We start from the raw sequence: 26,996 nt of genomic DNA, 5'->3' as shown, positions 1-26,996 counted from the left end.
ATAGAGTGTTCACACGGCCTCCCGATACTTGGCCCCGATCCAATTATCCCAATCTGCTAGGAGCAAGGCATGAAACTGAAACGTTTGATGGCGGCAATGACTTTTGTCGCTGCTGGCGTTGCGACCGCCAACGCGGTGGCCGCTGGTGTTGATCCGGCAATCCCGGCGTACGTCAAGACCACTGGTGTGTCGGGCAACTTGTCCAGCGTTGGTTCCGATACCCTGGCTAACCTGATGACCCTGTGGGCCGAGGGTTACAAAAAGGAATACCCGAACGTCAACATCCAGATTCAAGCTGCCGGCTCGGCCACCGCGCCACCTGCGCTGACTGAAGGCACCTCCAACCTGGGCCCGATGAGCCGCAAGATGAAGGACACCGAACTGGCGGCCTTCGAGCAGAAGTACGGCTACAAGCCAACCGCGATTCCGGTTGCCGTGGATGCCCTGGCGGTGTTCGTGCACAAGGACAACCCGATCCAGCACCTGACCATGGAACAAGTCGACGCGATTTTCTCCTCGACTCGCCTGTGCGGTGGCAAAGCCGACGTGAAAACCTGGGGCGACCTGGGTGTGACCGGCGATCTGGCCAACAAGCCGGTGCAACTGTTCGGTCGCAACTCGGTGTCCGGCACCTACGGCTACTTCAAGGAAGAAGCCCTGTGCAAAGGTGACTACAAGCCAAACGTGAACGAACAACCCGGCTCGGCGTCGGTCGTGCAGTCGATCAGCTCCTCGCTGAACGGCATCGGTTACTCGGGCATCGGCTACAAGACCGCCAGCGTGAAGACCGTGGCCCTGGCCAAGAAAGGCAGCACTGACTTCATCGAAGACAGCGAAGAAAACGCCCTGAACGGCAAATACCCGCTGTCGCGCTTCCTCTACGTGTACGTCAACAAAGCTCCGAACAAGCCTCTGGCCCCGCTGGAAGCCGAGTTCGTGAAGCTGGTTCTGTCCAAACAGGGCCAGGAAGTTGTCGTGAAAGACGGCTACATCCCACTGCCAGCCAAAGTCGCCGCCAAGGCCCTGGCTGACCTGGGTCTGAAAGAAGGCAACTGATTGCCTCTGCGGGGCCGGCGTACCGGCCCCGCATCCGAATTTTCTAGTCCGCTGCCAGCCTTGCTTCGCGGCGGATTTGTTGCGTCACTGCACTGTCATCTTTCTGTCATACAGGATCGCTAGGGTGTGCGCATGAATGATCTGGCCAATTCCACCATGACGACGACTTCTCCCCCCAAGCGCATTGACTTCAATACGCCTGAGTTGCAACGCAAGCGCCGCATTCGCGCGCTCAAGGATCGCCTGACCCGTTGGTACGTGCTGGTCGGCGGCCTCGCCGTCCTCGGCGCCATCACCCTGATTTTCTTCTTCCTGGCTTATGTGGTCGCGCCACTGTTCCAGGGCGCCTCGTTGACCAAGGAAGACGCCCTGACCCCGGCCTGGATCCAGGACGCCGGCAAGCCGCTGATGATCTCCCTCGAAGAACAGAACCAAGTCGCCATGCGGGTTTCCGACAAGGGCCAGGCGCTGTTCTTTAATGTCGAGACCGGTGCCGAACTCAAGCGTGTCGACCTGCCCCTGCCCGCCGGCACCAGTGTTGCTTCTATCGGCGAAGACCAACCCGGCAGCCCGCTGGTGATCCTCGGTCTGTCCAACGGCCAGTCCCTGGTGTTCCGCCACACCTATAAGGTGTCCTACCCGGACGGCAAGAAAACCATCACCCCCGCGATCGAATACCCCTACGGTGAAACGCCGATCGTGCTGGATGACGCCGGCCGCCCGCTGGAACACGTGGCCCTCAACGCCACGGACTCCTCCCTGGTGGTGGCAGGCTCCGCCGGTTCGCACTTGAACGTGCTGTCCCTGAGCCGCGAAGAAAACATGATGACCGGCGAAGTCACCAGCGAGCAGAAGCGTATCGAGCTGCCGCAAATGACCGAGCCGGTGAAGGCGATCTTCATCGACCCGCGTCAGCAATGGCTGTACGTGATCAACGGCCGTGCTTTGGCCGATGTGTTCAGCCTGCGCGACAAGAGCCTCAATGGACGCTACAAACTGCTGGAAGATGGCAATGCTGAAGTCACCGCGAGCACCCAGCTGGTGGGCGGTATCTCGCTGATCATCGGTAACTCCAAGGGCGGCCTGGCCCAGTGGTTCATGGCCCGCGACCCGGATGGCGAGCAGCGCTTCAAGCAGATCCGTACCTTCCAGATGGGCGCCACGCCGATCATTGAAATCACCGCCGAAGAGCGCCGCAAAGGCTTCACCGCCCTCGACGCGTCCGGCAAGTTCGGCGTATTCCACAGCACCGCTCACCGCACTTTGCTGGTGGACCCGGTGGTCGACGGCCAGGGCGTGTTCGGCCTGTCACCACGAGCCAACCGCGTGATCGTGGAGGCGGGCGGCAAGCTGCAACCACTGATGCTCGACAACCCGCACCCGGAAGTGTCCTGGAGCGCGCTGTGGAGCAAGGTCTGGTACGAAAACTACGACGAGCCTAAATACGTCTGGCAGTCGACCGCCGCCAACACCGACTTCGAACCCAAGATGAGCCTGGCCCCGCTGACCTTCGGCACCTTGAAGGCCGCGTTCTACGCCATGCTGCTGGCCGCGCCACTGGCCGTTGCCGCCGCAATCTATACCGCCTATTTCATGGCCCCGAGCCTGCGCCGCAAGGTCAAGCCGGTAATCGAACTGATGGAAGCGATGCCGACGGTGATCCTCGGCTTCTTCGCCGGCCTGTTCCTGGCGCCGTATGTGGAAGGGCATCTACCGGGGATTTTCAGCCTGTTGATGCTGTTGCCGATCGGCATCCTGGTGGCCGGCTTCATCTTCAGCCGCTTGCCTGAATCCCTGCGCCTGCGTGTACCGGATGGCTGGGAAAGCGCGATTTTGATCCCGGTGATCCTGTTCGTGGGCTGGCTCTCGTTGTACATGAGCCCGTACCTGGAAACCTGGTTCTTCGGCGGCGACATGCGCATGTGGATCTCCCACGACCTGGGTATCACCTACGACCAGCGCAATGCCCTGGTGGTCGGCCTGGCCATGGGTTTCGCGGTGATCCCGAACATCTACTCCATCGCCGAAGACGCCGTGTTCAGCGTGCCACGCGGCCTGACCCTGGGTTCCCTGGCCCTGGGCGCCACGCCGTGGCAGACCATGACCCGCGTGGTCATCCTCACCGCCAGCCCGGGCATCTTCTCGGCGCTGATGATCGGCATGGGCCGTGCTGTCGGTGAGACCATGATCGTGTTGATGGCCACCGGTAACACCCCGGTGATGGAGATGAACCTGTTCGAAGGCCTGCGCACACTGGCGGCCAACGTCGCGGTGGAAATGCCCGAGTCGGAAGTGGGTGGCAGTCACTACCGCGTACTGTTCCTCTCGGCGCTGGTACTGCTGCTGTTCACTTTCATCATGAACACCCTCGCCGAGCTGATCCGTCAGCGTCTGCGCAAGAAATACTCTTCGCTTTAAGAAAGGTAGAAGTCTGTGAAACAGAACTCCCTGAATGGATGGTTCAAGAGCGGCGCCCCCGGTGTCTGGATCAGCGGTGGCGCGGTGTCCATCGCGGTCATCATGACTATTGGGTTGCTGGCGGTGATTGCCGTGCGTGGCCTGGGCCACTTCTGGCCGGCCGACCTGATCCAGGCCAACTACAGCGTGCCGGGCCAGGCAAACCATATCGTCATCGGCGAAGTGGTGCAGAAGGAAGAAGTGCCCCGCGAGCGCCTGAAAAGCGCCGGCCTGCCGGTGCCGGACCAAGGCCCGGAGTTCATGACCCGCGAGCTGATCAAGGTCGGCAACCGTGACCTGAACGGCAACGACTTCACCTGGATCGTCGGCGAGTGGCTCAAGGACCAGACCACGCCAGCGAATCTCATGACCATCGAGCGGCGTGAGTGGGGCAACTTCTACGGCACCCTGGTCAACGTCAAGCAGGATGGCAAGGTCATTGCCGAAGGCGAGGCTGCCTGGCCGGAGCTGCAGGCTCGTGTGGACCGCGTCAACAAGCTGGCTGCCCAGCTCAAGACTCTGGAGAAGTCCGACATCGGCGCGATCAACGCCGGCCTCGAACGTATCCGCCTGCATGGCCGCAAACTGGAACTGGAAGGCAAGCTCGACGCCGCCGCCCAGGCCGATATGGACGCCGACCGCGCCGAGCTGAATGCCCGTTATCAGGACATCGAAGCCCGCCTGGCCGACCTGCACGCCCAGTTCAACCGCGACGCCCTGACGGCACGCGATGCGAACGGCAAGGAAGTGGAAATCGGCATCGGCAAAGTGGTGCACGCCTACCAGCCAAACGCCATGGGCACCATCACCAAGATCGGCTTCTACTTCAGCAAGGTCTGGGAATTCCTCAGCGATGACCCACGGGAAGCCAACACCGAAGGCGGGATCTTCCCGGCCATCTTCGGCACCGTGATGATGACCCTGATCATGGCGATGATCGTCACTCCGTTCGGCGTGCTGGCGGCGGTGTACCTGCGTGAATACGCCAAGCAGAACGCCCTGACGCGCATCATCCGTATCGCCGTGAACAACCTGGCCGGTGTACCGGCCATCGTCTACGGCGTGTTCGGCCTGGGCTTCTTCGTGTATGTATTGGGGGGCTCGGTTGACCGGCTGTTCTTCGCCGAAGCCCTGCCGGCACCGACCTTTGGTACGCCGGGCCTGTTGTGGGCCTCGCTGACCCTGGCGCTGCTGGCGGTGCCGGTGGTGATCGTGGCCACCGAAGAAGGCCTGGCGCGGATTCCCCGCACCGTGCGGGAGGGCTCCCTGGCGCTGGGTGCGACCAAGGCGGAAACGCTGTGGAAGATCGTGCTGCCGATGGCCAGCCCGGCAATGATGACCGGCATGATCCTCGCTGTGGCCCGCGCCGCCGGTGAAGTGGCGCCGCTGATGCTGGTGGGCGTGGTGAAACTGGCGCCGTCGCTGCCGCTGGACGGCAACTACCCGTACCTGCACCTGGACCAGAAGATCATGCACCTGGGCTTCCATATCTATGACGTCGGCTTCCAGAGCCCCAACGTCGAAGCCGCGCGGCCGCTGGTGTACGCCACCGCGCTGCTGCTGGTGCTGGTGATCGCCACGCTCAACTTGTCGGCGGTGTGGATCCGTAACCACCTGCGCGAAAAGTACAAGGCGCTGGATAGCTGATTTATAAGTGAACGCAGAATAAATGTGGGAGGGGGCTTGCCCCCGATAGCGGCGGATCAGAAACAGATGTGCTGACTGACACACTGCCATCGGGGGCAAGCCCCCTCCCACACAACAGCACAGGGAGCATCCCATGCAACAAGACACCCACACCCACGGCATCAACATGTCTGCCCTGGGTCGCGACAAGCAGAGCCTGAGCCTGGCCCAGGAAACCGTGGCCATCGAAGTACCGGGCCTGAGCCTGTACTACGGTGAAAAACAGGCGCTGTTCGACGTCAGCATGAACATCCCCAAGCAGCGCGTGACCGCCTTCATCGGCCCGTCGGGCTGCGGCAAGTCCACGCTGCTGCGTACCTTCAACCGCATGAACGACCTGGTGGACGGTTGCCGCGTGGACGGTGCCATCAACCTCTACGGCACCAACATCTACCGTAAGGGTGAGGATGTGGCCGAGTTGCGTCGCCGCGTGGGCATGGTGTTCCAGAAGCCCAACCCGTTCCCCAAGACCATCTACGAAAACGTGGTCTACGGCTTGCGCATCCAAGGCATCAACAAGAAGCGCATCCTCGACGAAGCGGTTGAGTGGGCCTTGAAAGGCGCGGCGTTGTGGGACGAAGTGAAGGACCGCCTGCACGACTCGGCCCTCGGCCTGTCCGGCGGCCAGCAACAGCGCCTGGTGATCGCGCGCACCATCGCCGTGGAGCCGGAAGTGTTGCTGCTCGACGAACCCTGCTCGGCACTCGACCCGATCTCGACGCTGAAAGTCGAAGAACTGATCTACGAGCTCAAGTCCAAGTTCACCATCGTTATCGTGACCCACAACATGCAACAGGCGGCGCGGGTTTCCGACTACACCGCGTTCATGTACATGGGCAAACTGGTGGAATTCGGCGACACCGATACCCTGTTCACCAATCCGGCGAAGAAGCAGACCGAAGACTACATCACCGGTCGCTACGGCTAGGAAGCTGTGGTTCTGATTGCACTGACGCTGCGGTTCTCCGCACCTTACCGGACGCTCCAAGGACGCCAACATGATTAGCAAAGAAGGCCTTACCCACCACATCTCCGCGCAGTTCAACGCCGAGCTCGAGGAAGTGCGCAGCCACCTCCTGGCGATGGGCGGGCTGGTGGAGAAGCAAGTCAACGATGCGGTCACCGCGCTGATCGAGGCCGACTCGGGCCTGGCCCAGCAAGTGCGTGAGATCGATGACCAGATCAACCAGATGGAACGCAATATCGACGAAGAATGCCTGCGCATTCTCGCCCGTCGCCAGCCGGCGGCGTCCGACCTGCGGTTGATCATCAGCATCTCCAAGTCGGTGATCGACCTGGAACGCATCGGCGACGAAGCCACCAAGATCGCCCGCCGCGCTATCCAGCTGTGCGAAGAAGGCGAAGCGCCACGCGGTTACGTGGAAGTGCGCCACATCGGTGACCAGGTGCGCAACATGGTGCGCGATGCGCTCGACGCCTTTGCCCGCTTCGACGCCGAACTGGCCCTGTCGGTGGCCCAGTACGACAAGGTCATCGACCGTGAGTACAAGACCGCGCTGCGTGAGCTGGCCACCTACATGATGGAAGACCCGCGCTCTATCTCGCGGGTCTTGAGCATTATCTGGGTGCTGCGCTCCCTGGAGCGGATTGGCGACCATGCGCGCAATATCTCCGAACTGGTGATCTACCTGGTGCGCGGCACTGACGTACGGCACATGGGCCTCAAGCGCATGAAGGCCGAAGTTGAAGGTTCTGTCGATCAAATCCCTAATGTTCCGGGCGTACCTGACGATAAGTAAGGTTGCCCGAGAAATTAACGCCCGGCCTTTGGTCGGGCGTTTTTGTTTGCGGGCGCGAATTTTTCAGCGAGGGGACACAAGAAAGTCCCAACGTGACTGCAGAGTTTTTGGCAAAATGCCATCAGTCAGGCGTCTTGCGTGCCGAAGTTTTTATAGGATGAAGGGTCGATGAGTAAAGTCAGTGTATTGGTGGTGGATGACGCCTCGTTTATCCGCGACCTGGTGAAGAAGTGCCTGCGCAATTACTTCCCCGGGATCAAGCTTGAAGACGCGGTGAACGGCAAAAAGGCCCAGGCCATCCTGATGCGCGAGACCTTCGACCTGGTGCTGTGCGACTGGGAAATGCCGGAGATGTCCGGCCTTGAGCTGTTGACCTGGTGCCGCGAGCAGCCTCACCTCAAAGCCATGCCGTTCGTGATGGTCACCAGCCGTGGCGACAAGGAAAACGTAGTCCAGGCTATCCAGGCCGGGGTTTCAGGCTACGTCAGCAAACCGTTCACCAACGAACAGTTGCTGAACAAGGTCAAGCAGGCCCTGCACAAGATCGGCCGCCTCGACGCCCTGGTCGCCAGCGCGCCGACCAAGATGAACTCGGCGTTCGGCAACGATTCCTTGAGCGCCCTGACCGGCGGCAAACCCGAAGTGGCACGTGCGGCTCCTGTTGCTGCTGCGCCTGCGCCTAACAAAGGCTTGCTCAACAGCCCACCGGTGCAGGCCCCGGTAGCGGCTGCGCCGGCGGGTGGTCGTGGCCAGGGCCAATTGCGCCTGTCCAGCGGCACCCAGCAATGCGTGATCAAGGCGCTGAGCATCAAGGAAGCGCTGCTGGTGGTGCGTCGCGGCGAAGTCCTGCCCCAGGTACTGGAAAGCGCCGTGCTCGACCTGGAACAAGGCGACAACGCCGAAGTGGCCCGCCTCAATGGCTACCTGCACGCCATCGTCGCCTTTGAACCGAAGCCGGACAGCGATTGGCTGCAACTGACCTTCCGGTTTATCGACCAGGATGCGCAGAAGCTCGACTACATCTCCCGCCTGATTGCGCGCGGTACAGCACAGAAGCATTTTGTGCCGGGTGCGTGACTCCCTGATTGCCGGGAATCGACCGACTGTCTGATTCCCGGTGCCTGTCTTGATTTATATCTGTTTCGATATAGTCTCTCGATAACGCTCCGGTGTTATCGAGCCTTTGCTATGCCTTGAAACAAACCTCCACGTCCCTTGGCCGAATCGTCGATTACGCTTTTTCTTTCCATGAAAGGAGAAGAGAAGCCAATGCCAAGGCACAAGGATGTGGTGTTTCTAGGAAGCTCGCTCAAGGATCTCAAAGCGTTTCCGCTCGATGCTCGGAGGGCAGTGGGTTTTCAGTTGGATCTCTTGCAGCAGGGTGAGCAACCCTTTGACTGCAAGCCGATGAAGACCATTGGGAGGGGCGTCAGTGAGATCCGGATCACTGAAGAATCGGGTGCTTTTCGGGTGTTCTATGTGGTCAACCGGCCAGAGGCCATCTATGTGTTGCACGCGCTGCGCAAGACCTCACAGAAAACCGAAGGGCGTGATATCGAGCTGGCTCGCGCCAGATTGCAGGAGTTAGGGTGAGCCCATGGCAAATCAAAAAGTTTACGGCGAGCGTTTCAGCTCTGTTTGGGACGCTCTGGAAGAGACACCCCAGCAAGCTGCCAATATGCGGCTGCGTTCAAAATTGCTTTTGGAGCTGTGCCAAACCATTCGCAGCTGGGAGCTTTCTCAAAAAGATGCGGCGCAAAGACTGGGGATCAGTCAGCCCCGACTTAACGACGTTCTCACGGGCAAGATCGACAAACTCTCCCTGGATGCCTTGGTCAATTTGTCGGCGGCTGCCCAAATGAACGTGGATATTTGTTTCAACGGGCTGCCTGCCTGAAGTTGTCATCAAACCGCGCTAACCTGCCGTTCAGTCATCCCGGCAGGTTCACGCCATGCTCATGCGCTTTTTGCTGTGCTGCGGGCTGGCAATGGTCGCTATGTCGGCCCAGGCCATGACCCTCTACAAATCCGTCGATGCCAATGGCCTGGTGTTTATCAGCGACCGGCATACGCCTGGCGCCCAGGTGTTTGTGATCCAGGAGCGCAAGGTTGAGCGACCGATGCTTGTCGTGCCCGGGCCCAATCGTGCACAACAAGCCTACCGCTACCCCTTGCCCTGGCGTGGCGGCCCCTTCCGCATGACCCAAGGCCCCAACGGCAGCTTCAGCCACACCGACGCCAAAAGTCGCTACGCCATGGATATCGCCATGCCCGAAGGCACGCCGATCATTGCGGCGCGCAGTGGAATGGTGGTGAAGACCGAAAACGCGCAGGCCGGGCGAGGCAGCGATGCGTCGGGGAATTTCGTGAGGGTGCGCCACGACGACGGCACCGAGGGCGTGTACCTGCACCTCAAGCAAGGTTCGGTCAGCGTCCGGGTCGGTCAGCGTGTGGCGGTGGGCAGTCCGCTGGCGCTGTCGGGCAATACCGGCAACAGCAGCGGGCCGCATCTGCATTTTGTGGTGCAGCGCGCCACCGAGGCGGGGCTGGTCTCGATTCCGTATGAGTTCAACCAGCCGGTCGGTGCATTGCCCAACTTTGCATTGGGCAATTGACGGTCAATCCAGCAGCAGCACCTTGGCCAACACGATCTTCGGCCCTTTCATCTTCTTGATGATGATGCGCAAACCTTCAACCTCCAGCACTTCCTCCTCTTCCGGCACCCGCTTGAGGGTGTCGTAGATCAGGCCGGCGAGGGTTTCGGCTTCGATGTGGTCCAGGTCCACGCCCAGCAGGCGTTCGACCTTGAACAGGGGCGTATCGCCACGTACCAGCAGCTTGCCCGGCTGATAGGCCAGGATGCCGCGCTCGGCCTTGCGGTGTTCGTCCTGGATATCGCCCACCAGTACTTCCAGCACGTCTTCCATGGTGAGGTAGCCGATGATCTTGCCGTCGGCTTCTTCCACCAGGGCGAAGTGCGCGCCGCCTTTGCGGAACTGCTCCAGCAGCTGCGACAACGGCATGTGCCGCGACACACGCTCCAGTGGGCGGGTCAGCTCGGCCAGGTTGAACGACTCGGGGATGTGGTCCAGGGCCGCCAGTTCCAGCAGCAGGTCCTTGATGTGCAGCAGGCCTACGAACTCGTTGCGCACTGCGTCATACACCGGGTAACGGCTGAACTTGTGACGACGGAACAGCGCGAGGATTTCCTTGAGCGGGGCGTTGAAGTCCAGGGTCACCAGGTCTTCCCGGGAGTTGGCCCAGTCCACCACTTCCAGCTCGCCCATTTCCACGGCGGAGGCCAGTACACGCATGCCTTGGTCGCTCGGGTCCTGGCCACGGCTGGAGTGCAGGATCAGCTTGAGTTCTTCACGGCTGTAATGGTGCTCATGGTGTGGGCCGGGCTCGCCTTGGCCGGCGATGCGCAGGATGGCGTTGGCGCTCGCGTTGAGCAGGTAGATCGCCGGGTACATGGCCCAGTAGAACAGGTACAGCGGCACTGCTGTCCACAGCGACAGCAACTCGGGCTTGCGAATCGCCCAGGATTTGGGCGCCAGCTCGCCGACCACGATGTGCAGGTAGGAAATCACGAAGAATGCGGCGAAGAACGACACGCCCTTGATCACTTCCGGCGACTCGACGCCCACGGCGCCCAGCAGCGGCTCGAGGATATGCGCGAAGGCCGGCTCACCGACCCAGCCCAGGCCCAGGGAGGCGAGGGTGATACCCAGCTGGCAGGCCGACAGGTAGGCGTCGAGCTGGCTGTGCACGGTGCGCAGGATCTGCCCGCGCCAGCCGTTTTTGTGGGCGATGGCCTCGACCCGGGTGGCGCGCAGCTTGACCATGGCAAATTCCGCCGCAACGAAGAAACCGTTGAGCAGTACCAGGACCAGTGCAAAAAGAATCATGCCGAAGTCGGCGAAGAGTGTCGCGAGGGTGATACCAGGGGAAGGGTCCATGATGGGGTTTTGCAGGTTCCGTATGTTCAGTAAGGGGTGGCAGGTGGGCCTGAAAGGCAGGCGCAAGTCGGCCAATGTAGCGGCTGACGGGGCGCTTGCCTAGTGCCCACTGCCGGGCGGGGCTTGGAATGCACTCTCTAAAACAACACCGGTCCCCTGTGGGAGGGGGCTTGCCCCCGATGGCAGTATGTCAGGCAGCGCATTCATATCTGACCCGCCGCCATCGGGGGCAAGCCCCCTCCCACATTTAGGCCCGTGGTGTATTTGGATTACTCGTCGTTGCTGAGGGCTCGCGAACGCGTCATCTGCGCCGGCGGAAAATGGCAGGTAAACGTGCTGCCATGTCCCAGCACGCTGCTGATTTCCAGGCGTGCGCGGTGGCGCAGCAGCACGTGTTTGACGATCGCCAGGCCGAGCCCGGTGCCGCCGGTGTTGGAATTGCGGCTGGAGTCGACACGGTAGAAACGCTCGGTCAGGCGCGGCAGGTGCTTGGCGTCGATGCCGATGCCGGAGTCCTGCACGCTCAAGTGCGCGCCTTGGTCGTCGGCCCACCAGCGGATGCGGATATTGCCTTTGTCCTGGGTGTATTTCACGGCGTTGAACACCAGGTTGGAAAACGCGCTGCGCAACTCACCTTCGCTGCCCTTGAGCAATACGGTCGGGTCGGCTTCCAGGGTGATCTGTTGCCCGCGTTGGCCGGAGAGGGCCTGGGCATCGTTCTTGATGGTCTGTAACAGGCTTTGCACGGCCACCGGGTGGTTGTCCGACGGGTAATCAGTCGCCTCCAGCTTGGCCAGCAACAGCAGGTCGTTGAGCAGTGTCTGCATGCGCGAACCTTGCTGCTGCATTTGTTGCAGGGCCCGGCTCCAGCGTGGGTTGATCTCGTCGACGTTGTCCAGCAGCGTCTCCAGGTAGCCGCAGATCACCGTCAGCGGTGTACGCAACTCGTGGGAGACGTTGGCGACGAAGTCCTTGCGCATCTGTTCCAACTGATGGATGCGGGTGACGTCGCGCACCAGCATCAGGTGTTCATTGTTGCCGTAGCGCGTCAGGTACAGCTGGATGCGTACGCGGTCATTGGTGGGCGAGGGGATTTCCAGGGCTTCTTCGTAGTTCTCCTGTTCGAAGTACTCCTTGAAGCGCGGGTGGCGCACCAGGTTGGTCACCGGCTGGCCGCTGTCCTGGGGCGTCTTGAGGCCCAGCAGGGTTTCGGCGGCGCGGTTCCACCATTCCAGGTTGCCGTCGCTGTCGAGCATGATCACCGCGTCCTTGAGCGCGGCGGTGGACTCCTGCACCCGGTCGATCACCGCTTGCAGGCGCCCGCGCACACGCTGGTCGCGGCGTTGCAGGTGGTAGATGCTGTCGAACACCTCGCCCCACAGGCCGTAGCCATCGGGTGGCGCTTCGTCGGGTTTGTGCTGGCGCAACCATTCGTGCAGGCGCAGCAGTTGCTTGAGGGTCCAGCCCAGGTACAGGGCAATGCCGACTGCCAGGCTCCAGCCGTAATAGCCGCTGACCAGGCCAACCAGCAGGCAGCCGGTGATCAGCAAAAGCATGTGGCGGATCAGGGTGCCATGCCAGTTTTGGTTCACTTGAACATGCGTCCTTGTCAGCTGTTAAGTCAGGCTCTTGAGTCCGGATGCGGTTGGCTCAGCCCTTGGTAGAGAAACGGTAGCCGGTACCGCGCACGGTTTGTACCAGATTCTCGTACGCATCGCCCAAGGCTTTGCGCAGGCGACGGATATGCACGTCCACGGTGCGCTCTTCCACATACACGTTGCCGCCCCACACCTGGTCCAGCAATTGGCCACGGGTATAGGCACGTTCCTGGTGGGTCATGAAGAATTGCAGCAGGCGGTATTCGGTGGGGCCCATCTCGGCCGGCTTGCCGTCGATGGTCACGCGGTGGCTGATCGGGTCCAGCAGCAGGCCGCCGACTTCAATCGGCGCTTCGCCATCGGTAGGCCCGGCACGGCGCAGTACGGCTTTCAGGCGTGCGACCAGTTCCCGTGGGGAAAAAGGCTTGGTGATGTAGTCATCGGCACCCACTTCCAGGCCCTGGATCTTGTTGTCCTCTTCGCCCTTGGCGGTGAGCATGATGATCGGGATGTCCCCGGTCAGTTCGTCACGCTTGAGGCGGCGGGCCAGTTCGATGCCGGAGGTGCCGGGCAGCATCCAGTCCAGCAGAATAAGGTCCGGCTTGCGGTCGACGATAATGGCATGGGCCTGCTGGGAGTTCTCCGCCTCCAGGCAGTCGTAGCCGGCCATTTCCAACGCAACGGCGATCATCTCGCGGATGGGCGCTTCGTCGTCAACAATCAGAATGCTCCTGCCAACCATGCTCGAAAATCCTCTTGTCATTTAACTGTCTTGCGCCGCATTAGATAACGGAATTATTGCAGTCGTGTGACAGTAATTTAGTCGCTCGGGCAATTCCCGCCTCTCTGGACTACGCTTTGAGTCCGAATCCTGACAACCACAAAAGGAAGGTTCCGATGACTTACAGCACGATTTCCTGGAAAGCCCTGCTGGTGACGGCGGCATTGACGCTGCCGGGCCTGGCGTTCGCGGCGGAGCCGGCGATGACCAAAGACGGGATGCTGGTGGATCACAAGGGCATGACGCTCTACACCTTTGCCAAGGACGCCGATGGCAAGTCCATGTGCAACGACAAGTGCGCCACCAACTGGCCCCCACTGATGGCCGAATCCACCGACAAGCCTATGGGTAAATGGACCGTCATCACCCGTGACGATCAAAAAAGCCAATGGGCATACAGCGGGAAGCCGCTCTATACCTTCATCATGGACAAGAAAGCGGGCGACATGACCGGTGAGGGCAAAATGGACGGGGCCTGGAAGGTCGCCAAACCTTGATCACGCGGCGCCACTGAAAGCATCGGGGGCAAGCCCCCTCCTACAGGCGAACACATTCCAACTGTGGGAGGGGGCTTGCCCCCGATGAGGTCGCGACAGCCGGCACAAAAACCTCAGCGAAACGCGTAATCCAGCACAATCCCGACAAATATCGCCAACCCCGCCCAGTGGTTGTGCAGGAACGCCTTGAAGCACTTCATGCGGTCCTTGTCCCGGGTATACCAGAACTCCCAGGCAAAACAGCCCGCCGCGGCCACCAGACCCAGGTGGAACCAGCCACCCAACTCGAATCGCGCACCCGCCAGCAACAGGCACACCAGCGACAGCCCTTGTAGCGTCAGAATGATCACGCGATCGGCATCACCAAACAAAATGGCGGTGGATTTCACACCGATCTTCAAGTCGTCATCCCGGTCGGTCATCGCGTAATAAGTGTCGTAGCCGACCGTCCAGAGCAGATTGGCGATATAGAGCAGCCACGCGGTGGCAGGCAGGCTGCCGGTCTCGGCGGTGAACGCCATCGGCATGCCCCAGGAAAACGCCGCCCCCAACACCACCTGCGGGTAATAGGTGTAGCGCTTCATGAACGGGTAGCTCGCCGCCAGCGCCAGGCCACCGAGGGACAGCAGGATAGTGGTGGCGTTGGTCAGCAGCACCAGCAGGAAACTGATGCCCATCAGCACCGCAAAAAACACCAGTGCCTCTTTAGAAGTGATCTTGCCGCTGACCAGTGGGCGTTGCTCGGTGCGCTTTACGTGGCCGTCGACCTTGCGGTCGGCCCAGTCATTGATCACGCAGCCGCCGGCGCGAGTCAGCACCACGCCCAGCACGAAGATCACGATATTGATTAAAGAGGGCGAGCCTTTGCCGGCGATCCACAGCGCCCACAGCGTCGGCCACAACAGCAGGTAGATGCCGATGGGCTTGTCCATGCGGGTCAACTGAATGAAATCCCAGGCCCTGGGGTTCAGGTGGTTCAGGGACTTGAGCAGACGTTGATACATCAGCAATTCTCCGGATGGGCGTGCAGAGCGTGCCAGAAACTGGGCAAGAAGACCTCCGCGACCAGCACGCTCAGTGGCCCGCGATCAAAGCGTGAGCGGCGTGCCCACAGCCCGTCGACCTGATCGGCCGCTGGCAACCAGTGCCGAGGGTAATGGCACACTTCGATGGCCTGGCGGGTGAAGGCCTGGTCACAGAACAGCAGTTCGCCCAGGGACCGGCTGCCCAACTCATCCATATGCAGGCCGTCGCCCTGCAGAGCGCCGCGTGCGGCCACACTGCGTGCGAACACCCACGGCTGGCCATGCCCACGCAGATACACCTCGCGCACCCAACCGATACTGGCCGGCGCCAGCGCCAGGGCGGCACATTCGTCATCGCGTAGCGGCTGCCAGCCTTCGAACAGTGGCGTGACGCTGAAACCGTCGTTGGACAGCCACGTCAACCGCCGCGTCAGCGAGTCTTCGTTGAACAGCCAATTGAGGGTCAAGGACGTGGGTACAGGGGCCAGGAGGCTCTGGGTCAACCATTGGCAAGCATCGGCAGGGTCGATTGAGTGCGGCACGGTGAGTCAGTATCGGCAGCAAAAGAGGCGGCGAGCTTACCATGGCGATCAGGGTTTTTGCCGGACGCAACCGGCTGTTTGCGTCGATCATGCTTGCATCTGCCGGCCACGATCAGTACAAAACGCCCTGAGCCGTACGGCAACGCGGGTCTATCGACCGTCGGCCAAGATGCCTGGACCCTGAGGAAGCAAGTAATGAAGAAGTGGCAATGTGTCGTCTGTGGGCTGATCTACGACGAAAAGGATGGCTGGCCGGATGACGGCATTCTGCCTGGCACCCGTTGGGAAGATGTCCCGGAAGACTGGCTGTGCCCGGACTGCGGCGTGGGCAAAATGGATTTCGAAATGATCGAAATCGGCTGATTCTCGATTTTCAGAAAAGTATTACAAGGAGAAAGGAATGAACGCACCTGTCGTGATCATCGGCACAGGGTTGGCCGGTTACAACCTGGCCCGGGAGTTTCGCAAGCTCGACAGCGAGACCCCATTGCTGCTGATCACTGCCGATGACGGGCGCTCCTACTCCAAGCCCATGCTCTCCACCGGCTTTGGCAAGAACAAGGAAGCCGATGGCCTGAGCATGGCTGAACCCGGCGCCATGGCCGAGCAACTCAAGGCCGAAGTGCGTACCCATACCCGCGTCAGCGGCATTGACCCCGGCCACAAACGCCTATGGATCGGCGAAGAAGCGGTGGCCTACCGCGACCTGATCCTGGCCTGGGGCGCGGAAACCGTGCGTGTGCCGGTTGAAGGCGATGCGGCTGAACTGATTTTCCCGATCAACGACCTTGAAGACTACGCACGCTTTCGTGCCGCCGCTGCCGGCAAGCGCCGCGTGCTGCTGCTCGGCGCCGGCCTGATCGGCTGCGAGTTCGCCAATGACCTGATCCTGGGCGGTTATGAAATCGACCTGGTGGCGCCGTGCGAGCAGGTCATGCCGACCCTGCTGCACCCGGCCGCCGCTGCTGCGGTACAGGCAGGCCTTGAAGGCCTCGGCGCGCGCTTCCACCTGGGCCCGGTGCTCAATCGCCTGCAACGCAACGCTGATGGCCTGGAAGCCCACCTGTCGGACGGCGAAGTGATCGCCTGCGACCTGGTGGTCTCGGCCATCGGCCTGCGCCCCCGCGTCGACCTGGCCGCCGCCGCGGGCCTGCAGACCAATCGCGGGATCATGGTGGACCGCCACCTCAAGACCTCCCACGCCAACATCTACGCCCTGGGCGACTGCGCCGAGGTCGACGGCCTGAACCTGCTGTACGTGATGCCGCTGATGAGCTGCGCCCGCGCCCTGGCTCAGACCCTGGCCGGAAACGCCACCGCCGTCAGCTACGGCCCAATGCCGGTGACCGTGAAAACCCCGATCTGCCCGCTGGTGGTGTCGCCACCGCCACGAGGCACCGAAGGTGTCTGGAGCGTCGAAGGCGAGGGCGCCGACATCAAGGCCCTGTGCCGTGACGCCAGCGGTCGCCTGCTGGGTTACGCACTGACTGGGAGCGCCGTGATGGAAAAACTGGCCCTCAACAAAGAACTTCCGCCGTTGCTGGCGTAAATACCGGTCGTTCTGTCGGAATAAGCACGTTTTTCCCTCCAGAAAGGTCGCCGCTAGACTGGCGGAGCGTGCGAGGGCATGCCATCCTCACTCCCGTCTGCCGCAGAGTAGAGCCTGCGGCGCTTTGGGCGCTGCTCCAGAAGAGAGCAGCACGGACATAACAACAAAAAACCGTCAAAGAGGCTTCACTTATGCGTAAACCAGAACTCGCAGCCGCCATCGCTGAAAAAGCCGATCTCACTAAAGAACAGGCCAACCGCGTCCTCAACGCCGTTCTCGAAGAAATCACAGGCGCCCTGCACCGCAAGGACAGCGTCACCCTGGTTGGCTTCGGCACCTTCCTGCAACGCCACCGTGGCGCTCGCACTGGCAAAAACCCTCAAACCGGTGAGCCGGTGAAAATCAAGGCCAGCAACACGGTTGCGTTCAAGCCGGGTAAATCGCTGAAAGACACTGTTAACGCGTAAGAGCGTTACCGTCTCGAAGGGGGCGGGGTGGTAGGAAAAATGGGCACGCCGACGGGGTTGGGTGCCCATTTTTTGTGGGGCACCCCGTAGCCTTTTTTGGGATTTCAGGCTACCCATTCGTTTTCGGTACACCATTGCTTCACATCGGCGATCAGTTGTTCTGAAACCGGCTGAAGATTGGGGAGCTTTTTTTCGTATTTTTTAATGCTCTCAACAAAAAACTCAAAAAACGCTGCGCCGATTAATTTACGTTGAGCGGCCTTATCCTTTTTGTACGGGATGAAATCTTCCTCGTCCATAGCGATGTCCAGGCCGAACATTTTGTCTTTGGTGTAGTAACGGCAAAATGTTTTCCGCTCGAGCCCCTGAGGCAGGCATCGCATGCAGACTGCAAGTTCCCAGTCGAGGGAGGGATATTTCTTCTCAAGAATCTCACTCAAGCCATTTAGCTCGTCAGTGATTTCAAAGACTTTTGTCCAGCTGGGTGAGTCCGATGTTGTATCGACTCGCATAAAGTAATCCTCATCTCAGTGTCTGCACTTGTTACCTGGAGGCAGTTTTCCTCGGCGTTTGAAATACTTTCCGATTTTTAGCCTTTCCCATACTTGCATGTTGCCTTTCGTGGGGGCCGCCATCACGCGTTTGTAAGCGAGGTTGTTAGCTTTGAGCCACTTTTGCGTGTATCGCCTGTTCGGATTGACAGTTTCACCGACTTTCCAGACTTCACCTTTCTTCAAATAAACTTTACCAACTGGCTTTTTATGGCCCCACGCCATTTCATCATAAAGGCCATCTTTCTTCGCAATCAGATAGTAAAGCTCGGGGGCCAGACCCCATGGATCAATCCAGGATATTGGATTGGGGGCGTACTGGTAAAAATTGAGCCCACCATCAAACCCAATCGGATCCGGCGTAGTAAACCGCCCCACATCCGGATCATAAAACCTGAACGTATTGAAATGCAGCCCCGTCTCCCGATCCAGGTACTGCCCCTGGAACCGCAGATTCTGCTCTTCAATGTAATAAGGCTCGCGCACTTCCTCCAGTGTGTTGCCCCACACCCGATAAGTCGCCTGCCAGACGCTGTGCCCATCGGCCTCGGTCAGTTGTTCGGGCAACCCGTTCAGGTCGTTGTGGTAGTAGCGAATCTTCTGCAACGGGCCAAGGCCGTCGACGCGGGCCAGCGGTTCGTAGCCGTCATCGTCGTAAACATAGAGGCTGGTCTGGCTGTGTTTATGCTCCTGCAACAACCGCAGTCCATCCCACACAAACTGCGTTTCTCCCAGCGGATACCCGTCACGGCCATGCTCGGTTTTTTCGATGCGTCGGCCCAGTGGGTCATAGGTCATTCGCACGACGCTGCCGTCATCGTTACGCACTTCAACCAAGCGGCTTTCAGCATCGTAGGCAAACCGCTGCACGCCCCGTTTGGCGCTGCGTTTTTCAATCGTGCGGCCAAACGCGTCATAGCGATAACGCTTGTCCTGATAGGTCAGCAGCTTGTTATGCACCACCAACCCCGCGCCAGCCTGCGGGCCGTCCAGCAAGTTGGCGGCGGCGTCGTAGGCGAAGGTTTCACGCTGGCCGTGCAGGCTGTCTTGGCTGGCGATGATGCGGCCGGTGGCGTCGTAGTGCAGCAGTTGGCGGTGTTGCGTGGCGGGCTGCTGGTCGAGTTTGCCGATCAGGTTGTCGGCGGGGTCGTACTCGAACTGTTTTTGCGCCGCAGCGGGCAGCAAGGTGGATTGACCGGCGTGACGACGCTGACGTGCGCGCAGGCGGCCGCTGCGGTCGTATTCGCTGCGGGTGCTGAGCTGGCCCTGGGTACGCAGCACTTCGCGGTGCAGGCGGTCGCGTTCGAAGTCGCTGATGACCTGGCCGTCGAGGTTGATCTGGTGCAGGTGGCCGCTGCCATAGTACAGGCGATTGAGCCAGCGGCCGTCCGGCAGTTGGGTCTGGATCAGGTTGCCGAGCTCGTCGTAGTGGTGGTGCAGGCCGCCTGCCGAGCTTTGTTCGGTCACCAACTGGCCGAGGGCGTCGTAGGCGAAGCCCAGGGCCTGGGCGTTGCCTTGCAGGTCGGTGAAGGTGACAGCAGTGAGTTGGTCGAGCTCGTCGTAGCGGTACTCGGTGCGGCCATCGTCCGTGGTTTTGGTCACCAACCGGCCGACCGCATCGCGTTCGAGTCGATGCACGATAGGCGCGGGTGGTATGTCGGGCACCAACGCCAGGCCATTGCCGTAAGGCGCGGGAACGGCCGTCAGCGTCGTGACATTATCCAACGCGTCGTAATCGTAGCGCTTGGCGCTGCCATCGAGGTCTTGCTGCTCAACCAGCCGATCGCCAGCGTCCCACGCGAAACGATATCGCTCGCCGTTCTCATTGATCAGTGCCTGCAACCGCCCATAGCTGTCATAGCCGAACTGCACTTGCCGGCCATGGGCATCGATGCGCTGGCGTACCTGCCCGCGACGGTTGTGCTGGTACAACGTGGTATGTCCGGCCGGGTCGGTGTAACCCACCAGTTGCCCGCTCGTATCGCGCTGGTACTGCTCGATACGACCGTCTGGCAACTGGGTGGTGAGCAAGCGCCCCTGTGCGTCATAGCTGAATTGAGTGCGTTCGCCGAGAGCATCGGTGATGACCTGCAGATAGCCGCGCTCGTCATAGCTGAAACGCGTCGGGTAACCCGAGCAGTCGGTATGCTCGACCAGTTGCCCGAACGGATTCCAGCGCAGCTTTTTGCTTTTGCCGGTGGCATCGATGATTTCCACGACCTGACCGTGGTCGTCATAGCGGTAGCGGGTGACGTAGCCCAGCGGATCGGTTTCGGCGATGCAGTTGCCGCGCTGATCGTAGCGATACGCCCAGCTATTGTCGGCGGCGTCGGTCTCCACCAGTGGCAGTGCCCAGTGCTCAAGCCACAAGGTCGAATCGCTGCGCCCTAGCGGGTCGGTTTCGCCGATCAGGTTGCCGGCCTCGTCATAGCTGTATGCAAAGCGCCCGCCCAGCGGATCAGTGGCACTGAGCAACTGGCGCTCGTCGTTCCATTCGAACAGCCAGGTGTGGCCGAGATTGTCGCTGTATCGAATGATCTGGTGTTGGGTGTTCCAATGCCGGGTACTGACGCGTTGCAGGCCATCGGTAATTCGCGTGATACCGGCCTGCAAGTCATAGTCGAACTGGTAGGCGTCGCCTTCGTCGGTCCAGTGCCGCACCACGCGCCATTCCAGGTCTTCAACCAAGGCCCACTCATAGAAGCAGCGCAATCCGGTGGGCAGTTGATGCTCCACCATCCGCTGGCCACTGTCGTAGGCGAAACGCCGCTGGACCTGGCCAGTGGTATCGCGCACTTCAGCCAGGCTGCCCTGCGCGTCGAAGCCATAGCTGACGAGCACTTCGCGGCGCTGATCGGGGTACAGGCGTTCGATGCGCGCCAACTGGCCCTGATCACGGATCAACTCAACCTGCACCAGGTCGAAGGTATCGCGCAGTCGCACCAGTTGCCCGGCGGCGTCGTAGTCGACATGGATGCGGTTGTCATTTCGGTCGCCGAGCTGGCTAAGGCGCAGCAACGACGGGTTGGCAGAGGGTTCAAACAAGCGATACAACCCGTCATCGCTTTCGATCAGCAACTGCCCATTGAGATGTCGCCGCACGGCCAGCCCTTCACCCGCGCTGAACACGGCGCCGCCCAAGGGAATCGAGCCCATGTCGATGGGGCGGCCTTGTTCATCGGTGTAGACCAGTGTTTCGCCGCCATCGGGGTGAGGCTGGATGTCGACGCACACTTCATACGGCACGCTCCAGCCTGCGCCGAAAAGACTGCCCGTGCGTGCGTCGCGGCTGTTGTAGAAGCGTTGCCAATCAATCGGCAGGATGCCGGGCAGGACGAAATCCAGCTCATCATCGCCGCCCAGCACCTTCGCGCCGGTGGCCGCATGCACCGGATTCGAAGAGCCCATCGCTGCGTTCGCCACGGCCCCCATCGCGCTGCTGACCGCCATCGACGTAGCGCCGCCGATCAACATGCACGGCAACTTGCTGAAAAACTTGCCCTTGCCGCCCTTGAGCATCAACAGTGCCGTGACCGCCAGCCCCACGCCCGGCGTCTTGCCACTGCGAATCTCGCGCACCACCACCGAGCCACCGCCAATGGTCACGTTGGAGGAAATCAGGCCGGACGACACCACCGTTGCATCGCAGGTGCTGCGATCACCGCTGCGCACTGCCGGTTGGCCATTGATCATGACCTTATCCGAGCCCTCGGCCAGGAACTGCGGAGGCATAGGGGGGTGCTTCATGCACACCACCAGGTCCAGCGGCTTGGGCACGGCGCCCGGCGCCGGGGTTGCAACCGTGGGGCGCCACATCTGCGAGAAGAAACTTTCGGCCATATCCAGATAGCTGGCTTCCGGCTCGGGTGTGGGTTCTTCCAGTTCGGTCCCGGCCGGCGCGACATGGGAACTGATCGCCCCGGCGGCGCGGGCGGCCGGGATGTTGTTGGTGAGAGTGTCGGTGGCGCCGGTAAGAATATTGGCCTGCACCGTGGGCGGAAACAGCGCGTTGGCGAACGTATCGCATAAATTCGTCAGGCCTTTGTCGGCCCCGGTCTTGCTCATGGCCAGGCCGACAATCGTGCCCACCACTGCACCAAGCAGGAAACAGCCAAGCCCACCGGTGGCGACGGTAATCCCAGTGGCGGCGACGACAGCCGCCGTCGCCACAGCCGTGATCGCGATATTGGCCGCGACCTCCAGCACCCCGCCAAGGATGTCCGCCATCATCGAGGTGTGAGTCAGCGCATCGCCCATCCGGGCAGCCCAGAGTGCATCAGACAAGGACTGCACTCCTGTGTCTGATCGAATTGAACGCACAACTTTCCATAGTCGCCGTGTCCTTGAGTGTTATGGCATACGCATCAGTGCTGTCTTCAACCGTTTTATCAGCGTGGGACTTTCCAGGCATTCCAGCGGGGTGAGGTTGTCCAGTGCCGGAACCTTTTGCCCGATCCACCACAACCCCTCTTCAAGGCCTCGTTTCCCACGCAGTATCACTGCCAGGTCGAGATGGCCGCCCAAGGCCTTGGCCAGTTCACGCGCATCGTCGTCAAGGTAGTCCTCTTCATACAAGGCCACTGTGCTCTGCCAGTCCGCGTCACCCGGGTATTCGTTTTCCAGTCGTTCCATGTTCAAAAACCTGCAAAGGAGATCAAGTTGCTGCCGGTCGGGTTGCGTGCCGATGGCGCCAGGATTCCATCATAGCCGTTGGCCTTGGCCCAATTGCCGATCTGATGGGTCTCGGTGTACTTCGAGCCGGTGATGCTTTTAAGGCTGACCCCTAGCTGTTTGCGCACATCGGCGCGGGTCAGATCCAGGACATTATTGAGCTGCACTTTCTTGCTGACCAACACCCGTTTGGACAGGTCGACCTTCCAGTGCGTGACCTCGCCCAGCGCGGTTTTCCGTGAGTTCGCGCCATACACCCCGCCGACGCCTTTGGTGGTGTAGCGGTGGGTGGACTCCACATTCCACTTGTGTGCCTGCCAAGTGGTCCCGATGCGCCCCGGTTCCTCGAACCGATACACGGTGCGACTGACCTTGCGCCCCTTGGGTGGGCTGGAGCATTTCATCAGGCCCAACGGGTCAATCCAGCTCAGCGGGTTGGGCGCATATTGGTAGAGATTCAGGCCGCCGGCCAGACCGATGGGATCGGGTGTGGTGAAGCGCCCGATATCCGGGTCATAAAAGCGCAGAGTGTTGTAGTGCAGCCCCGTTTCCCGGTCCAGATACTGGCCCTGGAAACGCAGGTTCTGTTCTTCGATGAAGTAGGGTTCTCGGCTTTCCTCGACGGTATTGCCCCAGACTTCATAGCGCGCTTGCCACACCGTATGGCCGTCGCTCTCGGTGAGGCGTTCGGGCAATCCGTTGAGGTCGTTGTGGTAGTAGCGGATTTTTTGCAGGTGACCCATGCCGTCGACACGGGCCAGTGGTTCGTAGCCCTCGTCGGCATAGATATAGAGGCTGGTCTGCTGATTGCAGTGCTCCTGCACGAGTTGCAACGCGTCCCAAGTGAAACGTGTCTGGCTGCGCTGAACACCGTTGCGGTCGTAGGTGGTCTTGGCGGTGCGTCGGCCCAGCGGGTCATAGGTCATGACGACCCGGGAGCCGTCATCGTTATGCACCTGTGCCAGCCGTTGCTCCGCGTCGTAGCTGAAGCGCTGGGTGCCGCGCCGAAGGCTGCGCTTTTCAACCATCCGGCCAAAACCGTCATAGCGGTAGTGTTTGTCCTGGTAGGTCAGCAATCGGTTGTGGGCGACCTGTCCTGAGCCATCCAACAGGTTGGCGGCCGGGTCGTAGCGGAAGGCTTCCCGTTGGCCCAAGAGGTTGTCCTGGCTAGCCAGAATGCGGCCGGTGGCGTCGTAATGCAGCAATTGGCGGTGTGCCGCGCCGGGCTGGCTGTCGTAGCGTTCGACCAGTTGGTCGCTGTCGTCATAGCCCAGGCGTGTCTGCGCCGGTGGATGTAACAGTGAATGGTCCGGTTGGCGGCGCTGGCGGGCGCGCAGACGTCCACTGCGGTCATATTCGCAACGCGTGCTGATGCGGCCCTGGGTGCGCAGCACTTCGCGGTGCAGACGGTCGCGCTCGAAGTCACTGATGACCTGCCCATCCAGGTTGACCTGATGCAAGTGCCCGCTACCGTAGCGCAGGCGGTTGAGCCAGCGGCCGTCGGGAAGGCGGGTCTGGGCCAGGTTGCCCAATTCGTCGTAGAGATGCTCCAGGCAACCGGCGGCGCTTTGTTCAAGGGTCAGCTGGCCGAGGGCGTCATAACCGAAGCCCAGGGTTTGCTGCTCGCCGTCGTGGCCTGTAAAGGTGATGGCTGTGACTTGGTCGAGCTGATCGTAGCGGTACGTCGTGCAGCCATCCACGGTGCGCTTGGCGATCATCCGGCCAGCTGCGTCCCGCTCCAGATCATGAATGATGGCGGGCTCGGTGTCGGACGATGCGAGGGTTTCTACCTGTGTGACATTGTCCAGCGGGTCGTACGTGTACCGTTTCCGGCAGCCGTCCAGGCGCTGTTCGAGGGTCAGGCGATCACCGTCGTCCCAGTCGAATCGGTAGCGCTCGCCATTTTCGTTGGTCAGGCTGTGCAGGCGGCCATAGGCGTCGTGGCTCAACTCCACACGGCGGCCATGGGCGTCGATGCGTTGGCGCAACTGGCCGTTCGACGCATGCTCAAAGCGCGTGGTGTGGCCGGCAGGGTCGCTGTAGCCGATCAACTGGCCGCTGACGTCACGCTGATAGTGCTCGTTGCGCCCATCGGGCAACTGCTTGCTGATCAGGCGGCCCTGGTCGTCATACTTGAAGGTGGTGCGTTCCCCGAGCGCGTCGGTACTGGCCAGCAGCAAGCCTCGCTTGCAGTAGCTCAAACGGGTGGTCAGGCCCGTACAGTCGGTGTGCTCGGTCAATTGACCCAGTGGGGACCAGCGCAAGGTCTTGCGCTTGCCGCTGGCGTCGATGATCTCCCTGACCTGGCCGTGTCCGTCATAGTGATAGACCGTGCGGTTGCCCAGCGGGTCGGTTTCGCGAATGCAGTTGCCCCGCGAGTCGTAATGGTACTGCCAGGTATTGCCCGCGGCATCGGTCTCCGCCAGTGGCAGCGCCCAGTGCTCCAGCCACAAGGTCGATTCACTGCGCCCCAGGGGGTCGAGGGTCTCAGTCAGGTTGCCGGCATCGTCGTAGCTGAACTGATAATGCCCACCGAGAGGGTCGGTTGCGCCCAGTAGTTGGCTTTCATCATTCCACCGGAAGGCCCAGGTTCGCCCCAGTGCATCGGTGGACGCGATGATCTGGTGTCGCTCATCCCAGTGTCGAATGCTGACGCGCGCCAGCCCGTCGGTGATACGGGTGATGCCGGTGTCCAGCGCATAGTCGAATGTGTAGGTGTCCCCGGCCTCCGTCCAATGCCGCACAACACGCCATTCACGGTCGTCAACCCTGGCCCACTGATAGAAGCAACGCAGGCCGCTGGGCAATTGATGCTCGACCATGCGCTGCCCGGCATCATAGGCAAAACGGCGCTTCACGTGCCCGTCGGACTGGCGTACAGCGGCCAGGTCGCCACGGACGTCGTAGGCGTAATGCATCAGTACTTCACGGTGGTGGTCGGGATACAGCCGTTCGATCCGGCTGACGCGCCGGGGCCAAGTGCTGTCGTAGGTCAGCTCGACCCTGACCACGTCAAAGGTGTCACGCAGGCCCAGCAGGCGACCATCGTCGGCATAGTCGAGGTGGATTCGGTTGTCGTTGCGATCTCCCAGTTGGCTCAGGCGTAGCAACGATGCGTCCTGTGGCGCCGGATCGAATAGCCGGTACAAGCCGTCTGCGCTTTCGATCAGCCACTGGCCGTTCAAGTGACGCTTGACGCTGAGGCCTTCGCCAGCGCTGAACACGGCACCGCCCAAAGGGATCGAACCCATGTCGATACGTCGACCCTGCTCGTCGATGTACAACGCGTAGTCGCCCCCTTCAGTGTGAGGCAGCAGCTGCACGCTGACTTCATAGGGCACACTCCAGCCGGCACCAAACAAGCCATCGCGGCGTTCATCTCGGCTGTTGTAGAAACGCTGCCAGTCGATGGGCATGATTCCGGGCAAGGCGAAATCCAGCTCCTCGGGACCGCCCAGCACCTTGGCCCCCGTGCTCGCGTGCACCGGGTTGGAAGAGCCCATGGCGGCGTTGGCCAGTGCGCCCATGGCCTGACTGACCACAAACGAATTGACGCCTGCCAGCAGCATGCAGGGAAGGTTGCTGAGGAACTTGCCTTTACCCCCCTTGAGCATCATCAGTGCGGTGACGGCCAGGCCAACCCCCGGCGTCTTGCCGCTGCGGATCTCGCGCACCACGACTGAGCCGCCGCCGATAGTCACATTGGGCGAAATCAGCCCCGACGACACCACGGTGGCATCGCAGGTGCTGCGGTCACCGCTGCGTACCGCCGGTTGACCGTTGACCGTGACCTTTTCCGAGCCTTCGGCCAGAAACTGCGGCGGCATCGGCGGGTGTTTTGTGCAGGTCACCACGTCCAGCGGTTTAGGGACTGCACCTGGCGCTGGCGTGGCGACGGTGGGGCGCCACATTTGCGCAAAGAATCCTTTGGCCATGTCCAGGTAGCCGGGCTCTTCGCTCTGTTCCGGTGCTGGCGGCGTTTCGGTTTCGGTGCCCGCAGGTGCAACGTGGGAGGGCACGACGCCGGCCGCGCGCGCAGCGGGCAAGGCGTTGATCAGTGTGTCGGTGGACCCGCTGAGGATCGTGGCCATGACCGAGGGAGGGAACAGCGCGTTGCCGATTCCTTCGCACATGGCGCTCAACCCCTTGTCGGCCCCAGTCTTGCTCATGGCGACGCCGACGATGACGCCGACGACCGCCCCCAGTACGCAGGCGCCCAGTCCACCGGTCGCGACGGTAATGCCGGTAGCCGCCACCACCGCAGCGGTCGCCAATGCAGTAATCGCCACATTGGCCGCCACCTCCAGCACGCCGCCGAGGATGTCCGCCATGACAGAGGTGTGGGACAGCCCATCGCCCAGGCGCGCAGCCCAGAGCAGTGCGTCAGACATGCAAAG

The 26,996-nt window shown here is 61.2% G+C and carries 22 protein-coding genes; 13 read left to right on the top strand and 9 right to left on the bottom strand.

The genetic code is table 11. The features are described 5' to 3' along the window. Window positions 1-69: 69 nt before the first annotated feature. The 9 genes from M2497_RS00455 to M2497_RS00415 all read left to right on the top strand — a co-directional run bounded on the left by M2497_RS00455 (window position 70) and on the right by M2497_RS00415 (window position 9,574). Window positions 70-1,056: a phosphate ABC transporter substrate-binding protein PstS gene (locus M2497_RS00455; RefSeq protein ID WP_016978637.1), complete on the top strand. Its 987-nt coding sequence runs from the start codon at window positions 70-72 to the stop codon at window positions 1,054-1,056. 384 nt (window positions 1,057-1,440) lie between these two features. After that, window positions 1,441-3,474 carry an ABC transporter permease subunit gene (locus M2497_RS00450; protein WP_248488282.1) on the top strand — a complete coding sequence of 678 codons (2,034 nt, stop codon included), beginning with the start codon at window positions 1,441-1,443 and terminating at the stop codon, window positions 3,472-3,474. Window positions 3,475-3,489: 15 nt separating this feature from the next. Beyond that, a complete protein-coding gene (pstA, locus tag M2497_RS00445) occupies window positions 3,490-5,160 on the top strand; it encodes a phosphate ABC transporter permease PstA (RefSeq protein WP_248485388.1) in 1,671 nt (556 codons plus the stop codon). 133 nt (window positions 5,161-5,293) lie between these two features. Further along, complete coding sequence (gene pstB / locus M2497_RS00440; protein ID WP_025856391.1) at window positions 5,294-6,127, top strand: phosphate ABC transporter ATP-binding protein PstB; 834 nt, start codon at window positions 5,294-5,296, stop codon at window positions 6,125-6,127. A gap of 70 nt (window positions 6,128-6,197) precedes the next feature. Next, complete coding sequence (gene phoU, locus M2497_RS00435) at window positions 6,198-6,959, top strand: phosphate signaling complex protein PhoU (protein WP_058424288.1); 762 nt, start codon at window positions 6,198-6,200, stop codon at window positions 6,957-6,959. Window positions 6,960-7,127: 168 nt separating this feature from the next. Further along, window positions 7,128-8,036, top strand: a complete 909-nt coding sequence (locus M2497_RS00430) for a response regulator (protein WP_248485387.1) — start codon at window positions 7,128-7,130, stop codon at window positions 8,034-8,036. A gap of 192 nt (window positions 8,037-8,228) precedes the next feature. Beyond that, window positions 8,229-8,552 (top strand): type II toxin-antitoxin system RelE/ParE family toxin, encoded by a 324-nt coding sequence (locus M2497_RS00425; RefSeq protein ID WP_248488281.1) that lies wholly within the window; start codon window positions 8,229-8,231, stop codon window positions 8,550-8,552. A gap of 4 nt (window positions 8,553-8,556) precedes the next feature. After that, entirely contained in the window at window positions 8,557-8,856 is a 300-nt protein-coding gene (locus tag M2497_RS00420; RefSeq protein ID WP_058424285.1) for an XRE family transcriptional regulator, read from the top strand. A 55-nt stretch (window positions 8,857-8,911) separates the two neighbouring features. Continuing rightward, window positions 8,912-9,574: a peptidoglycan DD-metalloendopeptidase family protein gene (locus M2497_RS00415; protein ID WP_248485386.1), complete on the top strand. Its 663-nt coding sequence runs from the start codon at window positions 8,912-8,914 to the stop codon at window positions 9,572-9,574. A 3-nt stretch (window positions 9,575-9,577) separates the two neighbouring features. On the opposite strand, the gene M2497_RS00410 is transcribed toward M2497_RS00415, so the two are convergent. The 3 genes from M2497_RS00410 to phoB all read right to left on the bottom strand — a co-directional run bounded on the left by M2497_RS00410 (window position 9,578) and on the right by phoB (window position 13,258). Further along, on the bottom strand, window positions 9,578-10,918 hold the full coding sequence (locus M2497_RS00410) for a hemolysin family protein (protein WP_058424283.1): 1,341 nt from the start codon (window positions 10,916-10,918) through the stop codon (window positions 9,578-9,580). A 269-nt stretch (window positions 10,919-11,187) separates the two neighbouring features. Then, entirely contained in the window at window positions 11,188-12,474 is a 1,287-nt protein-coding gene (gene phoR, locus M2497_RS00405; protein ID WP_248488280.1) for a phosphate regulon sensor histidine kinase PhoR, read from the bottom strand. A 94-nt stretch (window positions 12,475-12,568) separates the two neighbouring features. Beyond that, window positions 12,569-13,258: a phosphate regulon transcriptional regulator PhoB gene (phoB, locus tag M2497_RS00400; protein ID WP_003176964.1), complete on the bottom strand. Its 690-nt coding sequence runs from the start codon at window positions 13,256-13,258 to the stop codon at window positions 12,569-12,571. Window positions 13,259-13,413: 155 nt separating this feature from the next. Between phoB and M2497_RS00395 the strand changes: the two genes are divergently transcribed. Continuing rightward, window positions 13,414-13,794: a hypothetical protein gene (locus M2497_RS00395; RefSeq protein ID WP_071494653.1), complete on the top strand. Its 381-nt coding sequence runs from the start codon at window positions 13,414-13,416 to the stop codon at window positions 13,792-13,794. A gap of 113 nt (window positions 13,795-13,907) precedes the next feature. Here M2497_RS00395 and ubiA read toward each other — a convergent pair whose 3' ends face one another. After that, window positions 13,908-14,798 (bottom strand): 4-hydroxybenzoate octaprenyltransferase, encoded by an 891-nt coding sequence (gene ubiA / locus M2497_RS00390; RefSeq protein WP_248485385.1) that lies wholly within the window; start codon window positions 14,796-14,798, stop codon window positions 13,908-13,910. Next, window positions 14,798-15,361 carry a chorismate lyase gene (locus M2497_RS00385; protein ID WP_248485383.1) on the bottom strand — a complete coding sequence of 188 codons (564 nt, stop codon included), beginning with the start codon at window positions 15,359-15,361 and terminating at the stop codon, window positions 14,798-14,800. The genes ubiA and M2497_RS00385 overlap by 1 nt, the downstream gene beginning before the upstream one ends. Before the next feature lie 195 nt (window positions 15,362-15,556). Here M2497_RS00385 and M2497_RS00380 point away from each other — a divergent pair, with 195 nt between their 5' ends. From M2497_RS00380 to M2497_RS00370, 3 genes are all read left to right on the top strand, one after another. Further along, the gene (locus M2497_RS00380) at window positions 15,557-15,724 is read left to right on the top strand and encodes a rubredoxin (RefSeq protein ID WP_015886569.1); all 168 of its coding nucleotides are present in this window, start codon (window positions 15,557-15,559) and stop codon (window positions 15,722-15,724) included. A gap of 37 nt (window positions 15,725-15,761) precedes the next feature. Next, a complete protein-coding gene (locus M2497_RS00375) occupies window positions 15,762-16,910 on the top strand; it encodes an FAD-dependent oxidoreductase (RefSeq protein WP_248485381.1) in 1,149 nt (382 codons plus the stop codon). Window positions 16,911-17,101: 191 nt separating this feature from the next. Then, window positions 17,102-17,377 carry an HU family DNA-binding protein gene (locus tag M2497_RS00370; RefSeq protein ID WP_003176958.1) on the top strand — a complete coding sequence of 92 codons (276 nt, stop codon included), beginning with the start codon at window positions 17,102-17,104 and terminating at the stop codon, window positions 17,375-17,377. 104 nt (window positions 17,378-17,481) lie between these two features. Here M2497_RS00370 and M2497_RS00365 read toward each other — a convergent pair whose 3' ends face one another. The 4 genes from M2497_RS00365 to M2497_RS00350 form a co-directional block, all read right to left on the bottom strand. Then, window positions 17,482-17,889 (bottom strand): hypothetical protein, encoded by a 408-nt coding sequence (locus M2497_RS00365; protein WP_058424277.1) that lies wholly within the window; start codon window positions 17,887-17,889, stop codon window positions 17,482-17,484. Between the two features lie 15 nt (window positions 17,890-17,904). Beyond that, the gene (locus M2497_RS00360) at window positions 17,905-22,212 is read right to left on the bottom strand and encodes an RHS repeat-associated core domain-containing protein (protein WP_248485379.1); all 4,308 of its coding nucleotides are present in this window, start codon (window positions 22,210-22,212) and stop codon (window positions 17,905-17,907) included. A gap of 66 nt (window positions 22,213-22,278) precedes the next feature. Continuing rightward, the gene (locus tag M2497_RS00355) at window positions 22,279-22,560 is read right to left on the bottom strand and encodes a hypothetical protein (RefSeq protein WP_058424275.1); all 282 of its coding nucleotides are present in this window, start codon (window positions 22,558-22,560) and stop codon (window positions 22,279-22,281) included. A 2-nt stretch (window positions 22,561-22,562) separates the two neighbouring features. Beyond that, complete coding sequence (locus M2497_RS00350) at window positions 22,563-26,990, bottom strand: RHS repeat-associated core domain-containing protein (RefSeq protein WP_248485378.1); 4,428 nt, start codon at window positions 26,988-26,990, stop codon at window positions 22,563-22,565. Window positions 26,991-26,996: the final 6 nt, after the last annotated feature.

This window comes from Pseudomonas sp. CYM-20-01 (genome assembly GCF_023169845.1).
GTDB lineage: Bacteria > Pseudomonadota > Gammaproteobacteria > Pseudomonadales > Pseudomonadaceae > Aquipseudomonas > Aquipseudomonas azotoformans.
Note: the sequence above shows the minus strand (reverse complement) of the source record. Positions and strands in the feature narration are given on the sequence as shown.

What these genes read in the sequence shown, in the direction of transcription:
- phoU (WP_058424288.1), top strand. Translation starts at nt 6,198, where the DNA reads ATGATTAGCAAAGAAGGCCTTACCCACCACATCTCCGCGCAGTTCAAC.
- M2497_RS00425 (WP_248488281.1), top strand. Translation starts at nt 8,229, where the DNA reads ATGCCAAGGCACAAGGATGTGGTGTTTCTAGGAAGCTCGCTCAAGGAT.
- phoB (WP_003176964.1), bottom strand. Translation starts at nt 13,258, where the DNA reads ATGGTTGGCAGGAGCATTCTGATTGTTGACGACGAAGCGCCCATCCGC.
- pstB (WP_025856391.1), top strand. Translation starts at nt 5,294, where the DNA reads ATGCAACAAGACACCCACACCCACGGCATCAACATGTCTGCCCTGGGT.
- M2497_RS00350 (WP_248485378.1), bottom strand. Translation starts at nt 26,990, where the DNA reads ATGTCTGACGCACTGCTCTGGGCTGCGCGCCTGGGCGATGGGCTGTCC.
- M2497_RS00415 (WP_248485386.1), top strand. Translation starts at nt 8,912, where the DNA reads ATGCTCATGCGCTTTTTGCTGTGCTGCGGGCTGGCAATGGTCGCTATG.
- M2497_RS00430 (WP_248485387.1), top strand. Translation starts at nt 7,128, where the DNA reads ATGAGTAAAGTCAGTGTATTGGTGGTGGATGACGCCTCGTTTATCCGC.
- M2497_RS00455 (WP_016978637.1), top strand. Translation starts at nt 70, where the DNA reads ATGAAACTGAAACGTTTGATGGCGGCAATGACTTTTGTCGCTGCTGGC.
- M2497_RS00365 (WP_058424277.1), bottom strand. Translation starts at nt 17,889, where the DNA reads ATGCGAGTCGATACAACATCGGACTCACCCAGCTGGACAAAAGTCTTT.
- M2497_RS00355 (WP_058424275.1), bottom strand. Translation starts at nt 22,560, where the DNA reads ATGGAACGACTGGAAAACGAATACCCGGGTGACGCGGACTGGCAGAGC.
- M2497_RS00420 (WP_058424285.1), top strand. Translation starts at nt 8,557, where the DNA reads ATGGCAAATCAAAAAGTTTACGGCGAGCGTTTCAGCTCTGTTTGGGAC.
- phoR (WP_248488280.1), bottom strand. Translation starts at nt 12,474, where the DNA reads ATGCTTTTGCTGATCACCGGCTGCCTGCTGGTTGGCCTGGTCAGCGGC.
- M2497_RS00380 (WP_015886569.1), top strand. Translation starts at nt 15,557, where the DNA reads ATGAAGAAGTGGCAATGTGTCGTCTGTGGGCTGATCTACGACGAAAAG.
- M2497_RS00395 (WP_071494653.1), top strand. Translation starts at nt 13,414, where the DNA reads ATGACTTACAGCACGATTTCCTGGAAAGCCCTGCTGGTGACGGCGGCA.
- M2497_RS00375 (WP_248485381.1), top strand. Translation starts at nt 15,762, where the DNA reads ATGAACGCACCTGTCGTGATCATCGGCACAGGGTTGGCCGGTTACAAC.
- ubiA (WP_248485385.1), bottom strand. Translation starts at nt 14,798, where the DNA reads ATGTATCAACGTCTGCTCAAGTCCCTGAACCACCTGAACCCCAGGGCC.
- M2497_RS00370 (WP_003176958.1), top strand. Translation starts at nt 17,102, where the DNA reads ATGCGTAAACCAGAACTCGCAGCCGCCATCGCTGAAAAAGCCGATCTC.
- M2497_RS00410 (WP_058424283.1), bottom strand. Translation starts at nt 10,918, where the DNA reads ATGGACCCTTCCCCTGGTATCACCCTCGCGACACTCTTCGCCGACTTC.